10 protein-coding genes and 1 pseudogene are annotated in these 16,431 nt (G+C 59.4%); 5 read left to right on the plus strand and 6 right to left on the minus strand.

The features are described from left to right. The 4 genes and pseudogenes from NW858_RS02535 to NW858_RS02550 form a co-directional block, all read right to left on the minus strand. A pseudogene (locus NW858_RS02535) lies at window positions 1–436 on the minus strand (helix-turn-helix domain-containing protein); the annotation flags it as partial. A gap of 383 nt (window positions 437–819) precedes the next feature. Further along, window positions 820–2,418, minus strand: coding sequence for a protein kinase domain-containing protein (locus NW858_RS02540; RefSeq protein WP_414334946.1), 1,599 nt, complete (start codon window positions 2,416–2,418; stop codon window positions 820–822). Between the two features lie 44 nt (window positions 2,419–2,462). Further along, window positions 2,463–3,266: a polyphosphate kinase 2 gene (gene ppk2, locus NW858_RS02545; RefSeq protein ID WP_414519656.1), complete on the minus strand. Its 804-nt coding sequence runs from the start codon at window positions 3,264–3,266 to the stop codon at window positions 2,463–2,465. Between the two features lie 150 nt (window positions 3,267–3,416). Continuing rightward, the gene (locus NW858_RS02550) at window positions 3,417–4,631 is read right to left on the minus strand and encodes an HhoA/HhoB/HtrA family serine endopeptidase (protein ID WP_414367764.1); all 1,215 of its coding nucleotides are present in this window, start codon (window positions 4,629–4,631) and stop codon (window positions 3,417–3,419) included. A gap of 204 nt (window positions 4,632–4,835) precedes the next feature. Between NW858_RS02550 and NW858_RS02555 the strand changes: the two genes are divergently transcribed. The 3 genes from NW858_RS02555 (at window position 4,836) to glgP (ending at window position 9,442) form a co-directional block, all read left to right on the plus strand. Then, on the plus strand, window positions 4,836–5,363 hold the full coding sequence (locus NW858_RS02555; RefSeq protein ID WP_414334948.1) for a nucleoside deaminase: 528 nt from the start codon (window positions 4,836–4,838) through the stop codon (window positions 5,361–5,363). A 269-nt stretch (window positions 5,364–5,632) separates the two neighbouring features. Next, the gene (locus tag NW858_RS02560) at window positions 5,633–6,829 is read left to right on the plus strand and encodes a SpoIID/LytB domain-containing protein (RefSeq protein WP_414349018.1); all 1,197 of its coding nucleotides are present in this window, start codon (window positions 5,633–5,635) and stop codon (window positions 6,827–6,829) included. 411 nt (window positions 6,830–7,240) lie between these two features. Further along, window positions 7,241–9,442: an alpha-glucan family phosphorylase gene (gene glgP, locus NW858_RS02565; protein ID WP_414519652.1), complete on the plus strand. Its 2,202-nt coding sequence runs from the start codon at window positions 7,241–7,243 to the stop codon at window positions 9,440–9,442. Window positions 9,443–9,562: 120 nt separating this feature from the next. Here glgP and ftsH read toward each other — a convergent pair whose 3' ends face one another. Continuing rightward, on the minus strand, window positions 9,563–11,479 hold the full coding sequence (gene ftsH / locus NW858_RS02570; RefSeq protein WP_414349016.1) for an ATP-dependent zinc metalloprotease FtsH: 1,917 nt from the start codon (window positions 11,477–11,479) through the stop codon (window positions 9,563–9,565). A 263-nt stretch (window positions 11,480–11,742) separates the two neighbouring features. Between ftsH and NW858_RS02575 the strand changes: the two genes are divergently transcribed. Continuing rightward, the gene (locus tag NW858_RS02575; protein WP_414334952.1) at window positions 11,743–12,216 is read left to right on the plus strand and encodes a phycobilisome protein; all 474 of its coding nucleotides are present in this window, start codon (window positions 11,743–11,745) and stop codon (window positions 12,214–12,216) included. On the opposite strand, the gene NW858_RS02580 is transcribed toward NW858_RS02575, so the two are convergent. Next, on the minus strand, window positions 12,213–12,473 hold the full coding sequence (locus NW858_RS02580; protein ID WP_414334953.1) for a ferredoxin-thioredoxin reductase variable chain: 261 nt from the start codon (window positions 12,471–12,473) through the stop codon (window positions 12,213–12,215). The genes NW858_RS02575 and NW858_RS02580 overlap by 4 nt on opposite strands. 825 nt (window positions 12,474–13,298) lie before the next feature. Between NW858_RS02580 and NW858_RS02585 the strand changes: the two genes are divergently transcribed. Next, window positions 13,299–16,352 carry a PAS domain S-box protein gene (locus NW858_RS02585; RefSeq protein ID WP_414519654.1) on the plus strand — a complete coding sequence of 1,018 codons (3,054 nt, stop codon included), beginning with the start codon at window positions 13,299–13,301 and terminating at the stop codon, window positions 16,350–16,352. Window positions 16,353–16,431 lie beyond the last annotated feature (79 nt).

Consider the following 16,431-nt stretch of genomic DNA (forward strand, 5'->3'; position numbering starts at 1 on the left):
TCCTCCGCTGGAATATCCCTGACTTCTTGACGATAAGCTAGTCGTTCTCTTTGCACCGCCTCTTCTTGGACTCTCGCACTGCGGTAAGTCTTTTTTTTAGAGTCATGCCTTGCTTTTTCAAGAAATTGTGTATCGTGACGGTACTCACATTAATCGCTAAGCGCTCCCGCAACAGTTCTTGATATTGCCACAGGTAGAAGTCTGGATGTTCTGCAATAATTGCCATCACTTCCTGTCGATGTTGTTCCAAAATACCCACTCGCTTGGTGCCTACTTTCTTGGGGGTCAAATCCTGAGTTTGTTGGTACTGTCGCACCCAGCGGTGTACTGTTCTTTTGGTCACCATGAACCGTTCGGCTACCTGGCGGATAGAGGTCTTACCTGCCAGATAAGCTGCCACGACCCTTTGCCGTAGATCCAAAGAATGGGTTGGCATTCCCTTCTCTCCTTCCTCTTAAAACCTGTACCCTATTTTAAATTAACAGGCTGTACTCGAAAAATCCGACATAATTGGCTTTGAAAGTTTGAATATGAAAGGTTTGGCTAGGACTGGGATGGCAAAATCTATCCTAGATAGGGGCAATTTCTGTCTATTGTCGCCCACAAAAAAATAGCGGTGAATGCAAACGGCACCACCCAAAATTGCTCCAATTGCGGCACTCCCGTATCTAAGACGATTGCAGGCCGAGGGCATTGACTGTCGTCCTGTTTTCGGGAGTCGTTGCGTTTCAAACCCGATTAAGACGCTCCCCAGGCGCTTTGCGCCGCTGACGCGACCCCCCTAGCCTTTCTTCTTCTTTTTGGGAGAGGGGAGTTTTTTTATAGACAGGCTTTTAGCTTTTTCAGCACCGCTCGATCCAGTACCAACAGGGCTGAGTGCAGGCCACCTGAGTAGCCCCAGAGAAAGCCCACCGGCAGGTGACCTTTTGGTGCTTCCAGGTTGGTCTTGAGCTCCCCATACCCCAACCAGCGGCCCTGCACCCGCCAGCCGACTCTTTCTCCCATGCACGCTTCGCGGGGCAACGCCAAGAAGGAGCCCGATCTGATCCCGCCTCCCGCCTCGGGATCGCACTCCTGCCAGAGCTGCTTCTGGACGGTGAAGCCGAAGCGCCCATGGCTGGCCTGCATCCACAGTTGGTCGATCAGCCGCAACAGCGGGCAGGGGAAAGCCTGAACATCCTTGGGATCGAAAAAGCCCACCTGGGATCGCCCGCCCAGCTTTAACATCAGGGCCGTCGTCCAGCGATCCGCTTCCCCCCACCGCCCGGCCCGCAGCCGATCCCACAGCCCTTGTAGGGCGGGAGCCGCTTCTCCCACCCAGTCTGGCCAGGGGAGAGTAGCGGGCAGGGATCCCTCCCAGCTCCCTTGCCTTTCTGGACAGATCTCAAAAGGAACCAGGGATCCGGATGCCCCCTCTTTTTTCTTTATCGTGGCAGGGGTGGGGGGCGCCACTATTTGCTCCAGCTCTTCTGCTGAGTGCTGGGCCAGGAGCTGTTCCAGCTCATCTTGAGGTTGCCGGGCTAGAAGCTGCTCTAGTTCCTGCAGATCCTGGGTGCGAAGGGCCGGCTCAAAGGCAACCGGCTGCTTCTTCTCTTCTGGAGAGACCGCTGCCGGCAACAGGGCCAGCCACTCGGACATGGTTTGCGGGCGCTCTTCGGGGTGGAGAGCCATCCCTTTGAGGATGGCGGCCTCTACAATCTCGGGAATGCTGGGGTTGAGGCTGCGGGGGGTATCCAACTGGCGGCCTGTGGCCCGCACCGGCGCACACAGGGGCACCATTCCTGTCAGCAGGGTGTAGAGGGTCGCTGCCAAGGCGTAGACATCGGTGAAGGCGCCGCGGCGGCGTAGGCTGTCGTATTGTTCCAGAGGGGCGTAGCCATCGGTGCCGTAGGAGGTGTGGCGCTGGATCAGACCTTGGGCGTAGGCCCGCGCCAGCCCAAAGTCGATCAACACCGCTTGCCCAGATCCCTCCCGCACCAGGATGTTGGCCGGCTTCACGTCTCGATGCAGAATCCCCTGTTCGTGCAGGGCCATGAGGGCGGATCCCACCTCCCGCGTCAGGCGCAGGGCTTCCGGCAGGGGCAGCGGCCCCTTTTGCCGCAAAAGCTGGTGCAGAGTCTGGCCACGGATGTACTCCATCACAATGCACCAGCAATCCTGCTCCCAGATCACCTCTTCCACCTTCACCACATGGGGGTGGCGGCAACGGGCCAGTTGCAGCGCCTCGTTCATGAAGTTTTGCTGGAAGCGGGGATAATCGGGATCCTCGCGGATGCTGTCGTTTAAGACCTTGATAACCACATAGTCAGCACGGACGCTATCCCAGGCGCGGTAGGTGATGCCAAAGCCCCCTTCCCCCAAAATGGCCTCGATGCGGTAGCGCCCCCCCTGCAATTCTTCGCCAACTGCCCAAGCCATACGCGATCTCGCTCCCCGCCTCTAGGGCTATTCTGTCACGGGGATCAGTAAATAGACGGCACATAGAACTGCTCGTTGCGGGGCGGCCGCCGATAGAGCTCTCCTGGCGGGCGCGGCGGCAGCTCTATCGCCTCAGGGATTAAGTCTTCGATCTTGCTGAGAATGTGGTGAATGCAGTTGAGACGGGCCCGCCGCTTGTCGTCGGCCTCCACTGTGAACCAGGGGGCCTCGGGAATGTTGGTGTGGGCTAACATCGCGTCCTTGGCTTTGGAATACTCGACCCAGCGGTTGCGGGACTCCAGATCGATGGGGCTGAGTTTCCAGCGTTTGAGCGGATCCTTCACCCGTTTTTGGAAGCGGCGCTCCTGTTCTGCGTCGCTCACGGAAAACCAGTACTTCAAAAGGATAATGCCGGAGCGCACCAGCATGCGCTCAAATTCGGGACAGGAGCGCATGAATTCCTGATACTCTTCCTCGGTGCAAAAGCCCATCACCCGCTCGACTCCGGCCCGGTTGTACCAACTGCGATCGAAGATAACGATCTCGCCGGCAGCGGGGAGATGGGCCACGTAGCGCTGAAAATACCATTGGGTGCGCTCTCGGTCTGAGGGCACCCCCAGGGCAACCACCCGGCAGCCGCGGGGATTGAGGGGTTGGGTCAGGGTCGTGATCATGCCCCCCTTGCCGGCAGCATCGCGCCCCTCAAAGATGATCACCACCTTTAGGCCCTGGTGCTTTACCCAGTACTGCAGCTTCACCAGCTCCACCTTGAGCGGGAACAAGGCTCGCTCGTAATCTTTGCGGGAGAGTTTGGGGCGCTCAGGGGCAGGTTTCGAGATCCCGCCGATTTTGAGCCATTTCTTCTTTTTGCCCTTAACGTTCGGCTTCACCTCAGAGAGAGGGGTTTCAGAGGAAAGGTGGGGTTCGGGGATCACAAAACAGCTCCAAAACTGGACTGACCAGGGGGTTGGTCGGGGCCAGGATCCCAGCCTACCTGCTCAAGAGCCCACCGGCAGCACCCCCGTCTTCACCTGGAAGGTGCGCGCCTGGCCGTCGCGGATGACCCGCAGCGTCAGCGTCTTGCCCACCCCCGCCGCTTCCACCAACTGCTGCACCTGCTCGGCATTGCGGATGGCTTGCCCATCGATCTCGGTGATAACATCCCCCTCTTGCAAGCCAATTTGCTCAGCCGGGGAGCCGGGAATTACCTGCCCGATCAACACCCCCTCTTGCACCGTCAGCGGGGTGGGGCGGGCCGGGTCACGGTTGAGGCGGGCCACCAAATCGGGGCTGAGGGTAATCATGCGAATGCCCAAGAAGGCATGCTCCACCCGGCCATTGCGGATGAGTTGCTCGGCAATTTCCATGGCGCGGTTGATGGGGATGGAAAAGCCGACGCTCTGGGCCCGCTGGAAAATGGCCGTATTCACCCCAATGACGCGACCTTCCGCATCCAGCAGCGGGCCGCCCGAGTTGCCGGGATTGATGGCCGCATCCGTTTGCAGGAACGTCACCCGCTTGTTGGTGGCCCCAATCTGCCCGGAGGAACGCCCGACGGCGCTGATGATCCCCGCCGTTACGGTGTTGTCCAGGCCCAGCGGGTTGCCGATGGCGATGGCCCAATCCCCCGGCCGCACCTGGTCGGAGTTGCCCAAGGTAACCGTGGGCAGATTTTCGCCCTCGATCTGGATCACGGCGATGTCGGTCACCGGATCGGAGCCTTTGACCTCCCCTTCAAAGGTGCGTCCATCCAGCAGATGAACCCTAACCCGCTCGCTACCCTCCACCACGTGGGCGTTGGTGAGGATGAGGCCGTTGGCATCGATGATGAATCCGGATCCGGTGCCTTCCTGCTGAAACTCCTGCGGCAGTTGCGGGATTTGTCCCCCAAAGAAGCGACGGAACAGGGGCTGGTTAAACAGCTCGGGATCGATGGGGCTGGCTACGGTGCGGGTGGCATCGATGCGCACCACCGCCGGGCCGACCTTTTGGGCAACAGCGGCAATGAAATTGGAAGGCCGCACGGCATCGGCGGGAGAGGCAGACTCAGGCAGAAGGGATCCCACCCCCCCGCCGGCCCGCTGCGACCAAGTGGCAAGGGGAGTTTGCTGCAGCCATGCTTGCCCCGCTCGAGACGACAGCCAGACTCCACCGGCAACGCCGCCGCCGAACAAAGCCATCGCCAGAAGTGTTTGCCGTAGAATCCGCGCCATGATCCCTCCCAAAGCTAAGCCGTATTGCCGAGAAAACAAATGCGAAGATGGAGAAAGCTTGAGCCAAATCCACCAACTGAGGCTAGCTCAGTCCAGCTTCACATCTATAATATTCCACCCACCCTCACCCATTTCTTTGGATTGGTAAGGGCTTTGCGCTTAACTTAGCAAATCTGGCGGGCAACGGCAGTGCTCAAACGCCCAATGACGATCGGCAATTCGAGCAAGCTCCCCTCTTTGTTGCCCCAGGGGCGGGATCCGTGGCAGCGCCACCGCGCCTGGATGCAGTTGGCCCTGCGAGAAGCCGAGCGGGCAGGAGAAGCTGGGGAGGTGCCGGTGGCAGCTCTGGTGGTGGGGCCGGGGGAAGAGTTGTTGGCCCTGAGCGGCAACCGGCGGGAACGGGATCGGGATCCCACCGCCCATGCGGAGATTTTGGCCCTACGGCAGGCGGGGCAGCGCCTGGGCGACTGGCAGTTGCAGGGCTGTCGGCTATATGTCACCCTCGAGCCCTGCCCCATGTGTGCGGGGGCGATCAGCCAAGCGCGGTTGGCCCAGGTGATTTACGGCGCCGACGATCCCAAGGCCGGAGCGCTGCGCAGCGTGCTCAATGTGCCTGCTTCTGCCGCCAGCTTTCATTGCCCAGAGGTCATCGGCGGGGTTTGCGAGGCCGAGTGTCGTCGCTTGTTGCAGCAGTGGTTTTGCCGCCGGCGGGGGATCCCCCTGGCAACCTAATGGGGAACTTGGGCGACAAAAAGGTCGGCTTGAAGTCGTGCATCCGCGAGAGGTTTTTGATACTGTCATATCGGCTAAGGCCTCCGGCCCGCTAACGCGAGCGGCTGGCCGGGATCCCCTAGGACAGGCAGCGGCTTGAGTTTCGGGTGAGTTTTGAGATCTGCCTTCTCAGGCCTTGCTTTGTAGATTTTCTGGTGGATCCCTTCCTCGCCCATCGGTGGGCAGGGGATCCGCTGCTCATAGGTGGTCTCTACCCAGAGGAGTGACGTGTGAGTGTAGCCCTCTTTTCCTCTCCGGTTGTGTCTCCGCTGCCCTCGGCTTGGCTTAGGGGGATCGGCCTTCTGGTCTGGGCCTGGCTCTGTTTGGCCTTCCCGGTGCAGGCGCGGGTGCTGCTGCGGGTGGGGATTGCCGTCAACAAGCCGCAGGTCAGGCTTGGCAGCTCTGCCCCGGCCCGCCTGTTGAACGCCCAGGGACAGCCACTGGCCGAAGTTCCGGCCATGCAGCCGCTGCAGGCCAGCCGGATAGGCTCGGCGGTCAGTTTGGCCGGCCAACAGGGAGAACGCCTTTACCTACAGCCCACTACCCCCGATGGGTTGGTGTTCATCGACCAGAACTGGTACCGCGGCTGGGTGGAGCTGATCCCCGGCGAGAGTGGGGTGATCGCCATCAACCAAGTTGGCTTGGAAGACTACGTTTCCAGCGTGGTGGGCAGCGAGATGGGACATCGTTTTCCCATGGAGGCCCTCAAAGCCCAAGCGGTGGCCTCCCGCACCTACGCCCTCTACCACCGCAGTCGTCGCTCCCAGCAGCCTTTTGACTTGGGAAATGGCGTCGATTGGCAGGTCTACAAAGGGGTGGCCGCCGAATCCAACCGCACCCAAGCGGCAGCCCGCGAAACCGCCGGACAGGTGCTTATCCACCAGGGGCAGTTGATCAATGCCGTTTTCCACTCCTCCGGGGGCGGGCACACGGATGATGCAGGGAATGTCTGGTTAGAATCGCGGCCCTACTTGCAGGGGGTGCCCGATTTCGATCACCACTCGCCGGTGTTTAGCTGGACGGCTACCATTCCCGCCCAGCAGCTCCAGCAGTTGGCCGGCGGGATCGGAGCCATCCGTTCCATCGAGATCCTGCGCAGCTCCCCCTGGGGACGGGCCATCACCCTGCGCCTGGTGGGATCCCAAGGCAGCAAAGACGTCAGCGGCAGCGAATTCCGGCGGGCCCTGGGGTTGCGCAGCACGATGATCGCCATCAGCCCCCGCGGGGAGACGGCCACTACAGCCAGCCTGACCCCTATTGCAGCAGCCTCACCGGCTTTCTTCGAGATCCAGGGGCGCGGCTACGGGCACGGGGTGGGCATGAGCCAGTGGGGAGCTGCCGCCCTGGCCAGCCAAAACTACTCCTACCAACAGATCCTCAGCCACTACTACCGCAACACCCGCCTGGCCGTGGTGGAAGGACGCTAGGGCTCAACTTCGGGAAAAAACCCACAAAATAACCGATTGGTAGCAAAAGTAGCTGTAGTTTTTGAGGGTTTGTGGGTAGCAACATTTTGATCGCTCTGGAGAAGTTTCCTGAGAGTTCGTTGGGGTTCTGCAGATCTTGTTAACTCTGATGCCGCACCCTCTCTTGAGTCTGGCGGAATCGAAACCTGGTCTGCTGGTGGTCGCTGTTTTTGAGGGCTCCACGCCACTGTGGCAAGATCGAGGAAAGCTCCGCAAAAGCTGAGTTGCGTCTCCTGAAGATTTTGTAGAGATCTTGAATTCTCTTCTGCGGATCCTCAGGATCGGCTCAATAATAATTGAGATACGTTTACCGGGATCGACCTCTACCTCTTCTTTTTCGAGCCCATAACTTTAACCTCAGGTATCTGCCCTATGTCCATTGCCACCTTAGCCCCCGCTTTTCCTGAACGTTGCCCGGCGCTGCCGCAGGCGCTTACCCCTTTGTGCGAGATCGCCCGCAACTACTGGTGGACTTGGAACCCCGATCATCTCACCATTTTCCGGGAAATGGATCCTGCCCTGTGGGAAAAAACCTCTCACAACCCGGTGCGCATGCTGGAGGAGGTTTCCTACTTGCGCCTGGCGGCCTTGGCTACTGACGTCAACTACCTCAACACGTTGAACCGGATGGTGCAGTCCTATCGGCAGTACATGGCGGCTGAGGATACCTGGGCCAAGCGCACCATGAAAACCTACGACTGGCAGCGCCCCATCGCCTATTTCTGCGCTGAGTATGGCCTACACGAGTCTTTGCCCACCTACTCTGGGGGCTTGGGTATGTTGGCCGCCGATCACCTCAAGTCGGCCTCCGATTTGGGAGTGCCCCTGGTGGCCATTGGATTGCTCTACCGTCAGGGCTATTTCCAGCAGCGCCTGGACACCAGTGGCTGGCAGGGGGAGCTTTATGAAGACTCCGAGTTTGAGTCCTTGCCGCTGACCTTGGTGCGTCAGCCGGATGGCAGCCCTCTGTTGGTGGAAGTGGCGATGCGGCAGCGGCTGGTGAAGGCGCGCGCCTGGCGGGCGGACGTGGGCCGGGTGCCTCTCTTGCTGCTGGACACCGACCTGGAGGAGAACGATCCCATCGACCGCTGGATTACCGCCCATCTCTACGGGGGCAGCACCGACACGCGCATTGCCCAAGAGTGTATCCTCGGCATCGGGGGGGTGCGTCTGCTGCGCCAGTTGGGCCTGGATCCCATGGTCTATCACATGAATGAGGGGCATGCCGCCTTCTTGACCTTGGAGCTGCTGCGGGAAGAGGTGGCGCGGGGCACGCCTTTTGAGGCGGCGGAGGCCAAGGTGCGGGAAAAATGTGTCTTTACCACCCACACACCGGTGCCGGCTGGCCACGATGCTTTCAGCCCCAACGAGATGGATGCGTTCTTTGCTTCCTTCTGGCCACAACTGGGCCTGACGCGGGAGCAATTTTTGGCTTTGGGAGCTCGTCGCAGCGGGGATCCCTGGGAGCCCTTCAACATGACGGTGCTGGCTTTGCGCTACGCGCGGGCGGCCAATGGGGTAAGCAAGCTGCACGGACGGGTTTCTCGCGAGATGTGGCATGTGCTCTACCCCGAGCGGTCGGTGGATGAGGTGCCCATCAGCTCTATTACCAATGGGGTGCACGCCCGCACCTGGGTTTCCCCCCTCTTCTGGAACCTCTACGATCAGTACTTGGGCCCCGACTGGCCGGAGCGGGTGTCGGATCCGGAACTGTGGGCCAAGGTGGAAGAAATTCCCGATGAGGAGCTGTGGCGGCGCAAGGAAGCCCTGCGGGAGCGGTTGGTGTCTTTTACCCGCCACCGGGTGTTGCGGGCGCGGCGCAACCGCGGCGAAAGCAATGAGCGCATCCAGGCGGTCAACCAGTTGTTGGATCCCAAGATCCTGACGATTGGGTTTGCCCGCCGCTTCAGCACTTACAAGCGAGGAGATTTGATCCTGCGCGATCTGGAGCGAGTGACCCGCATCTTCACCAATAAAGAGTATCCTGTGCAGATTATCTTTGCCGGCAAGGCCCATCCGCGGGACGAGGGGGGCAAGCGCCTGATCCAACGGGTGGTGGAATGGTCCAATCGCCCTGAGGTGGCCAACCGGGTCGCCTTCATTGAAAATTACGATGCCTATGTCGGTCGCAACTTGGTGCAGGGGGTAGATGTGTGGCTGAACAACCCGCGACGCCCTCTGGAAGCTTCTGGCACCTCAGGGCAAAAGGTGGGCTTCAGCGGGGGGTTGAATCTGTCGGTGTTGGACGGCTGGTGGCCGGAGGGTTACAACGGCCGCAATGGCTGGGCCATCGGCCAAGAAATCGAAGGCTTGGATCCCGCTGCCCAAGACGATTTGGACGCCAACTCTCTCTACGATTTGTTGGAGTATGAGGTGATCCCCATGTTCTATGAGCGGGACGAGCAAGGGATCCCGCGCCGCTGGATTGCCCGCATGAAGGAGGCGATCCGCACCCTCAACCCGGTTTTCAACACCGACCGCATGGTAGCTGAGTACGTGTTGAAAATCTACGAGCCTCAGCCCCTGGAAGCAGAGGTGAGCCGGACTTTGTCAGGTTCGGCTGTGGTCAGCTAGGATCCCCCGGCCCCTCTCCCAGAGGGAGAGGGGAGATGGCTATCATCAGGCAAAAATCGAGATCCCTGCCCTCCTCAAGGGAAAAGGCAGGGATCCCAGGTCTAGGCACAGGAGAGGGGCCTAGGCGTTGGCGTTGAGGGTTACCGGGAAGGTCAGCGGCTCTGGCTCGTTTTCAGGCGGCAGCATCACCACCTCAGAGCTGTCGATGATCGCCTGCAGCTCTTCCCCATCGATGGTCTCGGCTTCCACCAAGCGGCGGGCGATGCGCTCCAAGAGGGCGCGGTTTTCCCGAATCAGGTAGGTGGCCCGCTGGTAGGCCTCATTCACCAGCCGCCGCACCTCCTCGTCGATGAGGGCTGCCGTCTCCTCAGAGAAGTCCCGTTCTGCGGCGATCTCCCGGCCCAGGAAGATGTTGGCATATTGGCGACCCAGGGCCACATTCCCCAGGCGATCGCTCATGCCAAAGCGGGTGACCATGTTGCGGGCAATGCGGGCCACCTGTTGCAGGTCGCTGGCCGCCCCTGTGGTGATCTCCGACTCCCCGTAGATCACCTCTTCGGCCACCCGTCCGCCCAGGGCAACGGTCATCATGTTTTTCAGGTGGGCACGGGTGGTCAGGCCCATGTCATCATCGCTGGGCAGGAACCAGGTGAGGCCACCCGCCTGGCCGCGGGGGATGATCGTCACTTTTTGGATCGGGTCGTAGTTGGGCAAAAGGGATCCCACCAAGGCGTGGCCCGCCTCGTGGTAGGCCACCAGCTCCTTGCGCCGCTCGCTCATGAGGCGATCCTTCTTCTCCGGGCCGGCCAACACCCGATCCACGGCGTCGTTGATCTCGTCCATCGAGATCTCGGTGAGGTTGCGGCGGGCCGCCAAAATGGCCGCTTCGTTGAGCAGGTTGGCCAAATCCGCACCGGTAAACCCAGGGGTGCGGCGGGCCAATTTCTCTAGATCCACATCGGCGGCCAGGGTTTTGCCGCGGGCATGCACCTTGAGGATCTCCAGACGGCCCTGAAAATCAGGGCGATCCACCGTCACTTGGCGGTCAAAGCGACCGGGCCGCAGCAGCGCCGCATCCAACACATCGGGACGGTTGGTGGCGGCAATAACGATGATGCCGGAGTTGCCCTCAAAGCCGTCCATTTCGGTCAGCAACTGGTTCAGGGTTTGCTCCCGCTCGTCGTTGCCACCCCCCAGGCCAGCTCCCCGCTGCCGACCCACGGCATCGATTTCATCGATGAAGACAATGCAGGGGGCATTTTGCTTGGCCTGCTCGAACAGATCCCGCACACGGGAGGCACCGACCCCGACAAACATCTCCACAAACTCAGAGCCAGAAATGGAGAAGAAGGGCACACCCGCCTCACCGGCCACAGCGCGGGCCAACAGGGTTTTACCCGTGCCGGGCGGGCCCACCAGCAACACCCCACGCGGGATCTTGGCTCCCAAAGCCGTAAAGCGCTCTGAATTTTTCAGGAAATCCACCACCTCTGCCAGCTCCAGCTTGGCCTGCTCGATACCGGCCACATCGTTGAAAGTAATTTGAGTTTTCGGCTCCATTTGCACCCGCGCCCTCGATTTGCCGAAGTTGAGGGCCTGGCTGCCAGGGCCATTTTGAGCGCGCCGCAGCAGGAAAAAAAGCCCCAGCAACAGCAAAACAGGCAGGAAGAAGGTGCTGAGAATGCGCCCGAGGAGCCCTTCCTCCTGAACTGGGCGCACCGCCAGCTCCACCCCGTTGGCAACCAGGGTGTTTTCAAACTCTGGAGTAAGGGGGGGCAGATTTACCTGCACTTGGGTGGCGCGGTTGTTGATTTCTGCCTCGGCAATGGCCACTTGGCGACCATCCGGGGCCGTCTCCACCAAAACCTTGCTGACCTCGCCCCGTTCCACGCGGCTGATCAAGTCGGAGTAGCTGATCTCCAGGCGCTCAGCCGGGCGGGTGCCGAAGAAGGTGGTGGCCAAGGAGATCAAGACGATGGCCAGCAGCGCATACAACCCCGCGCTTCTCCATTTTTTGTTTTTACCTTTCTGACTCACGGAAGTGTTTCCTCCCAAAGGGTGTTTTTGAATCGAACTCGCAGATGGCCACTCGTAGGTAACAATCTGGGGTCGAGTAGGTTCTTGCAACAACAGACTGTTAATTAATATTAACCTGACTGAGAGGGTTGCCGAGGATCCCGGCAATCCTGCTCTTCTGGCGAGGAGTTTAGGGATAGGATCAAAAGACCCAGGCTGTGCCGTCAGCCAAGGGGGGTGTTTTTTTCTCATTCTCACCCATTCCAGCTTGCCCAAGGAGCCCCATGCTGACTCAACTGCGCCAACTGAGCATCGCTGCCGATGGGCGCTATCTCAGGGATGAGGAGCTGCAATTCATGGAAACCTACCTGGCTTCCTTTGACCTACGCCTGAGCGCCTATCGCAAGATTCAAGCGGCAGAAGCCCAGATCATCCGGGATGTGGAGATGAAAATGCGCGCGCTGGATCCCTACTTGCTCATGCGGGGGGTGGAAGACTTTAGTAACAAGTGGAAAGCTGACACCGTTCGGGTGCTGCGCCTTTCCGCCTTGGCCATGCTCTTGGACGATGAGCAACGCTACAAAGAGCGGTTTCTCTACTGGTTTCAGACCTTGATGCGGGCCTTCCGCACCCAACGCAGTTGCGAGGCAACCTACCGCTTCCTGCAAGAGGTGATGGCCAATTACCTCACCCCCGCGGAAGCCGACTTGATCAGGCCGATTCTGGAAACCAACCGCACGCTGCTGAGCCTCAACTAGGCAGCCGTCCCGGCAGACTCTGCTGAGTTGGCCGGCTCAACCAACTCTAGCTCATCGGCCTGCAGATGAGCCCGGAACTTGTTGCCAAACTGCACCTGAAAGGGAAAATTGGCGCTGATCGGACGGCCATTCCAATCCTGAATCACGGCCTTCAGCTCCCCTTCCATGCCTTTGAGGTCAAAAGGTTGATTGCGATATTCCGGGTGGTGATAGACGATCACGCTGGTACGCACCCGCACTCGATCTCCCACTTTCATGTCTTTTCCTCCCCAAAAAGTGGCCCACCAGAGAAACTGACTGAGAACACTCTAGCTCAATCTCTAAGCAAGTCTTCAAGATATGAAGAAGTATGTGGAAACTACCACAGGAGTTTTTGTTTTCTTTGAGTGGAGCGAGCATCTTTCCGCAAGCTCCAGCCACGAGCCTAGCCGAAGGAAGCCCCACTTTAAGCGAAGGGATCCCTCCTTGTACTCCAGCCGATCCAAGAGCACGGTCATTGCCCGGACCGCTTCCCAACTCCCCTCTCAGAGGTCGGAGGGCTGGAAGGGATCGCCTCAGCGGCACAGATCGATCTCAGGCAAGCTGGCAGCCGCTCAAACAAAATCCGTCAAATCTGTCTTCAATCAAACCAGTTGAAGCTTAGGCCGATGAAGCAAGGATGCTTGAAAAAAACAGAGCAACAAGATGGTGATTGTCCCTTTTTAGACAAAGGCAAAATCTCGATAAGGTGTAAGAGTCGAAACCTAGGGCTGAAAATTACCTTCAATAGCAAGCTAAGAGCTTAACTTGTTCCTGAGGTCTCAGTCCATAAACCAACATAAATTAGTTGGATAGTAAGTTTAAATAGTGAATAGATGTAAAGATTCATGTCAAGACCCAAAACTTCTTTACTCGACGTGGTACTCTTAATTATGAGATTAAAGTTAGGTTAAAACCATCAGCTACCTAGAGTCAAAACTACCTCTAAGTATTTTGTCTGGTTCTGGCTAAAGGCTCCTGGCCGCGATACTATTTACAACTTTTTGACTGTAACTTTTTACAACTTTTTTGACTGTAACTTTAAGGTTCAGTTGTCCTCCGACATGGCGCAAGATTTGCCCTCTCCATCGGGATCCCTGGAACAGTTGTTTGGCCGGATGCCGCCCTTGGTCGGGCTTGACAGCTCCCTTGCCGAGCTTCTCTCCCTGCTGGCGCAAAAGAATGGCTCCTGGCCCTACGCCTTGGTGGTGGACGCAGGCCGAGTGGTGGGCATTTTGACGGCTGTGGACGTGTTGCGGTGGGTGGCCAGCGACCGCTCTTGGCAGGGATCCACCCTGGCTGAGGTGATGACCACCCCGGTCGTGACCTTGGCCGTCGGCAACTACCGCGATCCCCTGGCATTGTTGGAGCTGATGCGGGCCCACGGGATCCGCCACTTGCCGGTGGTGGACGAAGCGGGATCCCTGTTGGGGGTGGTGAACCAAGATGAGCTGTGCTGGCGGCTAACCTTAGGCCCGCCGCCTTCAGTAGCAGTCTGGAGGGAGCCGTCAACGGAGAAACTGGATCTACCAGATCTACAAACCACCCTGAATTTGCGCGTTGCCATCGAACGCGCCATTCCTCTGGGCATTGCCGCCGTCGATCCACAAGGCAGACAGATCTACGTCAACGAGACCTTTGCCACGATGGTGGGCTGGCCCAAGGAGGAGCTCATCGGGAAGGATCCCCCTTTTGTCTATTGGCCCCCGGAAGAGATGGGCAAGATCACCGCCGCCTTTGCCCAGGGGCGGCCCCCGCAGGGATGGGAGCTGACCTTCAGGCGCCGCAGCGGGGAACGGTTTCCAGTGCGGATTTTGGAGGCTCCCTGGCTAGATGCCCAGGGAAAGGTAATCGGCATGATCGTCAGCGTACAGGATTTGACCCCGGAAAAAGAGTTGCAAAACCAACAGCAACAACTTCAGCACTCTCTGGAATATCAGCAAGATCTGTTTCAAAGTCTCTTCGAGCAAGCCCCGGTGGGCATGGCGGTCACGGATGCGGCGGGGCACTTGCTAAAGGTGAACGAGAGCTTTTGCCAGCTCACCGGCTACACCGAGGCCGAGCTCTTGAGCATGAATTACGCCGACATAACGCATCCTGAGGATCTGCGGCAGGAGGCAATCTATGTCGAAGAAATACGAGCGGGCCGCCGCCGCGGCTACCGGATGGAAAAACGCTACATCCACAAAAGTGGCGAGATCCGGTGGGTGGATCTCTCGTCTTTTGCGGCGGAGACTCCCGAGAAACAGATTTACGGTGTCGCCTCAATTGTCGATATCAGCGAGCGCAAGCAGGCCCAGGAGCAGGTTCAATTGCAGCTCCACCAAGCCCGGCTGCTCAGCCACATCGTCCAAAGGATCCGGCAATCGTTGCAGGTGGAGTCCATCCTCAGTTTTGCTGTAGAGGAAGTTCGCCGTTTGTTGGATGTGGAGCGGGTGGTGATCTACCGCTTTTTCCCCGATTGGGTAGGCGAGATCGCCATGCAATCGGTTAGCCGGCCAGAGTTGAGCCTGCTGGGCCTGGTTATCGAAGATCATTGTTTCGTAACCCAGTGGCACCAAGCCTATCAGCAGGGCCGCATTTCCGCCATTGAAGATATCGACACTGCCCCCATCCAGCCCTGCCACCGGGAGCTGCTGGCCAGCTTGGGGGTGCGGGCCAACTTGGTGGTGCCCATCTTGCAGTCGGCTGGCCCTGACGGCACAGACGGCGGGCTGGCCCGCCTCTGGGGGCTGTTGATTGCCCACCAGTGCAGCGCCCCCAAAAAATGGGATCCCTGGATGCCGGATTTTTTGCGACAAATTGCCGATCAACTGGGGCTGGCGCTGCAACAGGCGGAGCTGTTTGAGCAACTGCAAGCTGCCAATGCCGAGCTGCGCTACCAGGTGGAGGTGCGCAATGCCGAGCTGGCCCAGCGGGTAAGGTACGAGCAAATGCTGCGGCTCATTGGCGACAAGGTGGGCTCCAGCCTGGACGAACAGGAGATCTTGGCCACCGTGGTGCGGGAGCTGACCCAGGCTTTCCAACTGGGCGCCTGCGGTGTGGCCCTCATCCATCCGGAAACCCAGACCTACACGCTGGTCTACGAAGCGGCGGGATCCCTGCCCCCTATAGGCCAAGTTACCCTGCCCTTGGATCCCGTTCTTTTGCGCCAGCTTCGCCAAGGCCAGACCCTCTACTTCAGCACGGATCACCCGCTGCGGGGGCGCTGCACCTTACTCGCCTGCCCCCTGTTTGTGGAAACGGGCTCGTTGCTGGGCTTTCTCAAGTTAGTCCGCTTGCCCCAGGAAGGGTTTATTGAAGCCGAGATCCACTTTGCCGAGCAGGTGGCCACTCAGTGCAGCATCGCCATTCGCCAGGCCCGCCTCTACCAAGAAATCCAGGCCCAGCTCCGGCAACTGCAGCAGCTCAACGAGCTCAAAGAAGAGTTTCTCAGCATGGTCTCCCACGAGCTGCGCACGCCTCTGACCAACATGAAAATGGCTTTGAAAATGTTGGAGGTGCGCGGTCTTTCCGAGGCGCAGATCCCCTATTTCCACATCCTCAAACAGGAGTGGCAAAAAGAGCTGGACTTGGTCAACGACCTGCTGGATCTGCAGCGGCTAGAGGCCGGCAGCCGCAGTCTGGAGATTGCCCGCTTCGAGGTGCGAGAGTGGCTGGAAAAGCTGGTGCCGCCCTTTGCTCTGCGCTTTCAGGAGCGCCGGCTCACTTTTGTCTCCCGCATTCCCTCTGAACCCATCCTGTTCAGCACCGATGTGGGGCTGCTCACCCGCATCCTCAGCGAGTTGCTGGCCAATGCTGCCAAATACACCCCTGCTGGCCAGCAGGTTTACCTGGAAGTGGCGGGCGATTCTTCGGGTCTCCATTTGCAGGTAATCAACACCGGCGTCGAGATCCCAGCGGAGCACCTGCCCCGCATTTTCGAGAAGTTCCACCGCATTCCGCAACTGGACTACGCCCACCAGGGGGGCACCGGCTTGGGCCTGCCGCTGGTGAAAAAGGCGGTGGAGCTGCTGCAAGGAATCCTGCGGGTGGAAAGCGGCGAGAACCGCACCCTGTTTGCAGTCAGCCTGCCGGATTTGGGCAGTTCTGCTCTCACCCCCAGCCCCTCTCCCTGAGGGACTCCCTCACCCCCAGCCCTTCTCCCTGAGGGACTCCCTCACCCCCAGCCCCTCTCCCTGAGGAACACCCTCACCC

The organism is Synechococcus sp. H55.10 (assembly GCF_047502715.1).
In the GTDB taxonomy this organism is placed as follows: Bacteria; Cyanobacteriota; Cyanobacteriia; order Thermostichales; family Thermostichaceae; genus Thermostichus.

Bases quoted from the DNA above. Each gene is read 5' to 3' on its own strand.
- NW858_RS02540 (WP_414334946.1), bottom strand. From the start codon at position 2,418: ATGGCTTGGGCAGTTGGCGAAGAATTGCAGGGGGGGCGCTACCGCATC.
- NW858_RS02550 (WP_414367764.1), bottom strand. From the start codon at position 4,631: ATGGCGCGGATTCTACGGCAAACACTTCTGGCGATGGCTTTGTTCGGC.
- NW858_RS02555 (WP_414334948.1), top strand. From the start codon at position 4,836: ATGACGATCGGCAATTCGAGCAAGCTCCCCTCTTTGTTGCCCCAGGGG.
- glgP (WP_414519652.1), top strand. From the start codon at position 7,241: ATGTCCATTGCCACCTTAGCCCCCGCTTTTCCTGAACGTTGCCCGGCG.
- NW858_RS02575 (WP_414334952.1), top strand. From the start codon at position 11,743: ATGCTGACTCAACTGCGCCAACTGAGCATCGCTGCCGATGGGCGCTAT.
- NW858_RS02580 (WP_414334953.1), bottom strand. From the start codon at position 12,473: ATGAAAGTGGGAGATCGAGTGCGGGTGCGTACCAGCGTGATCGTCTAT.
- NW858_RS02585 (WP_414519654.1), top strand. From the start codon at position 13,299: ATGGCGCAAGATTTGCCCTCTCCATCGGGATCCCTGGAACAGTTGTTT.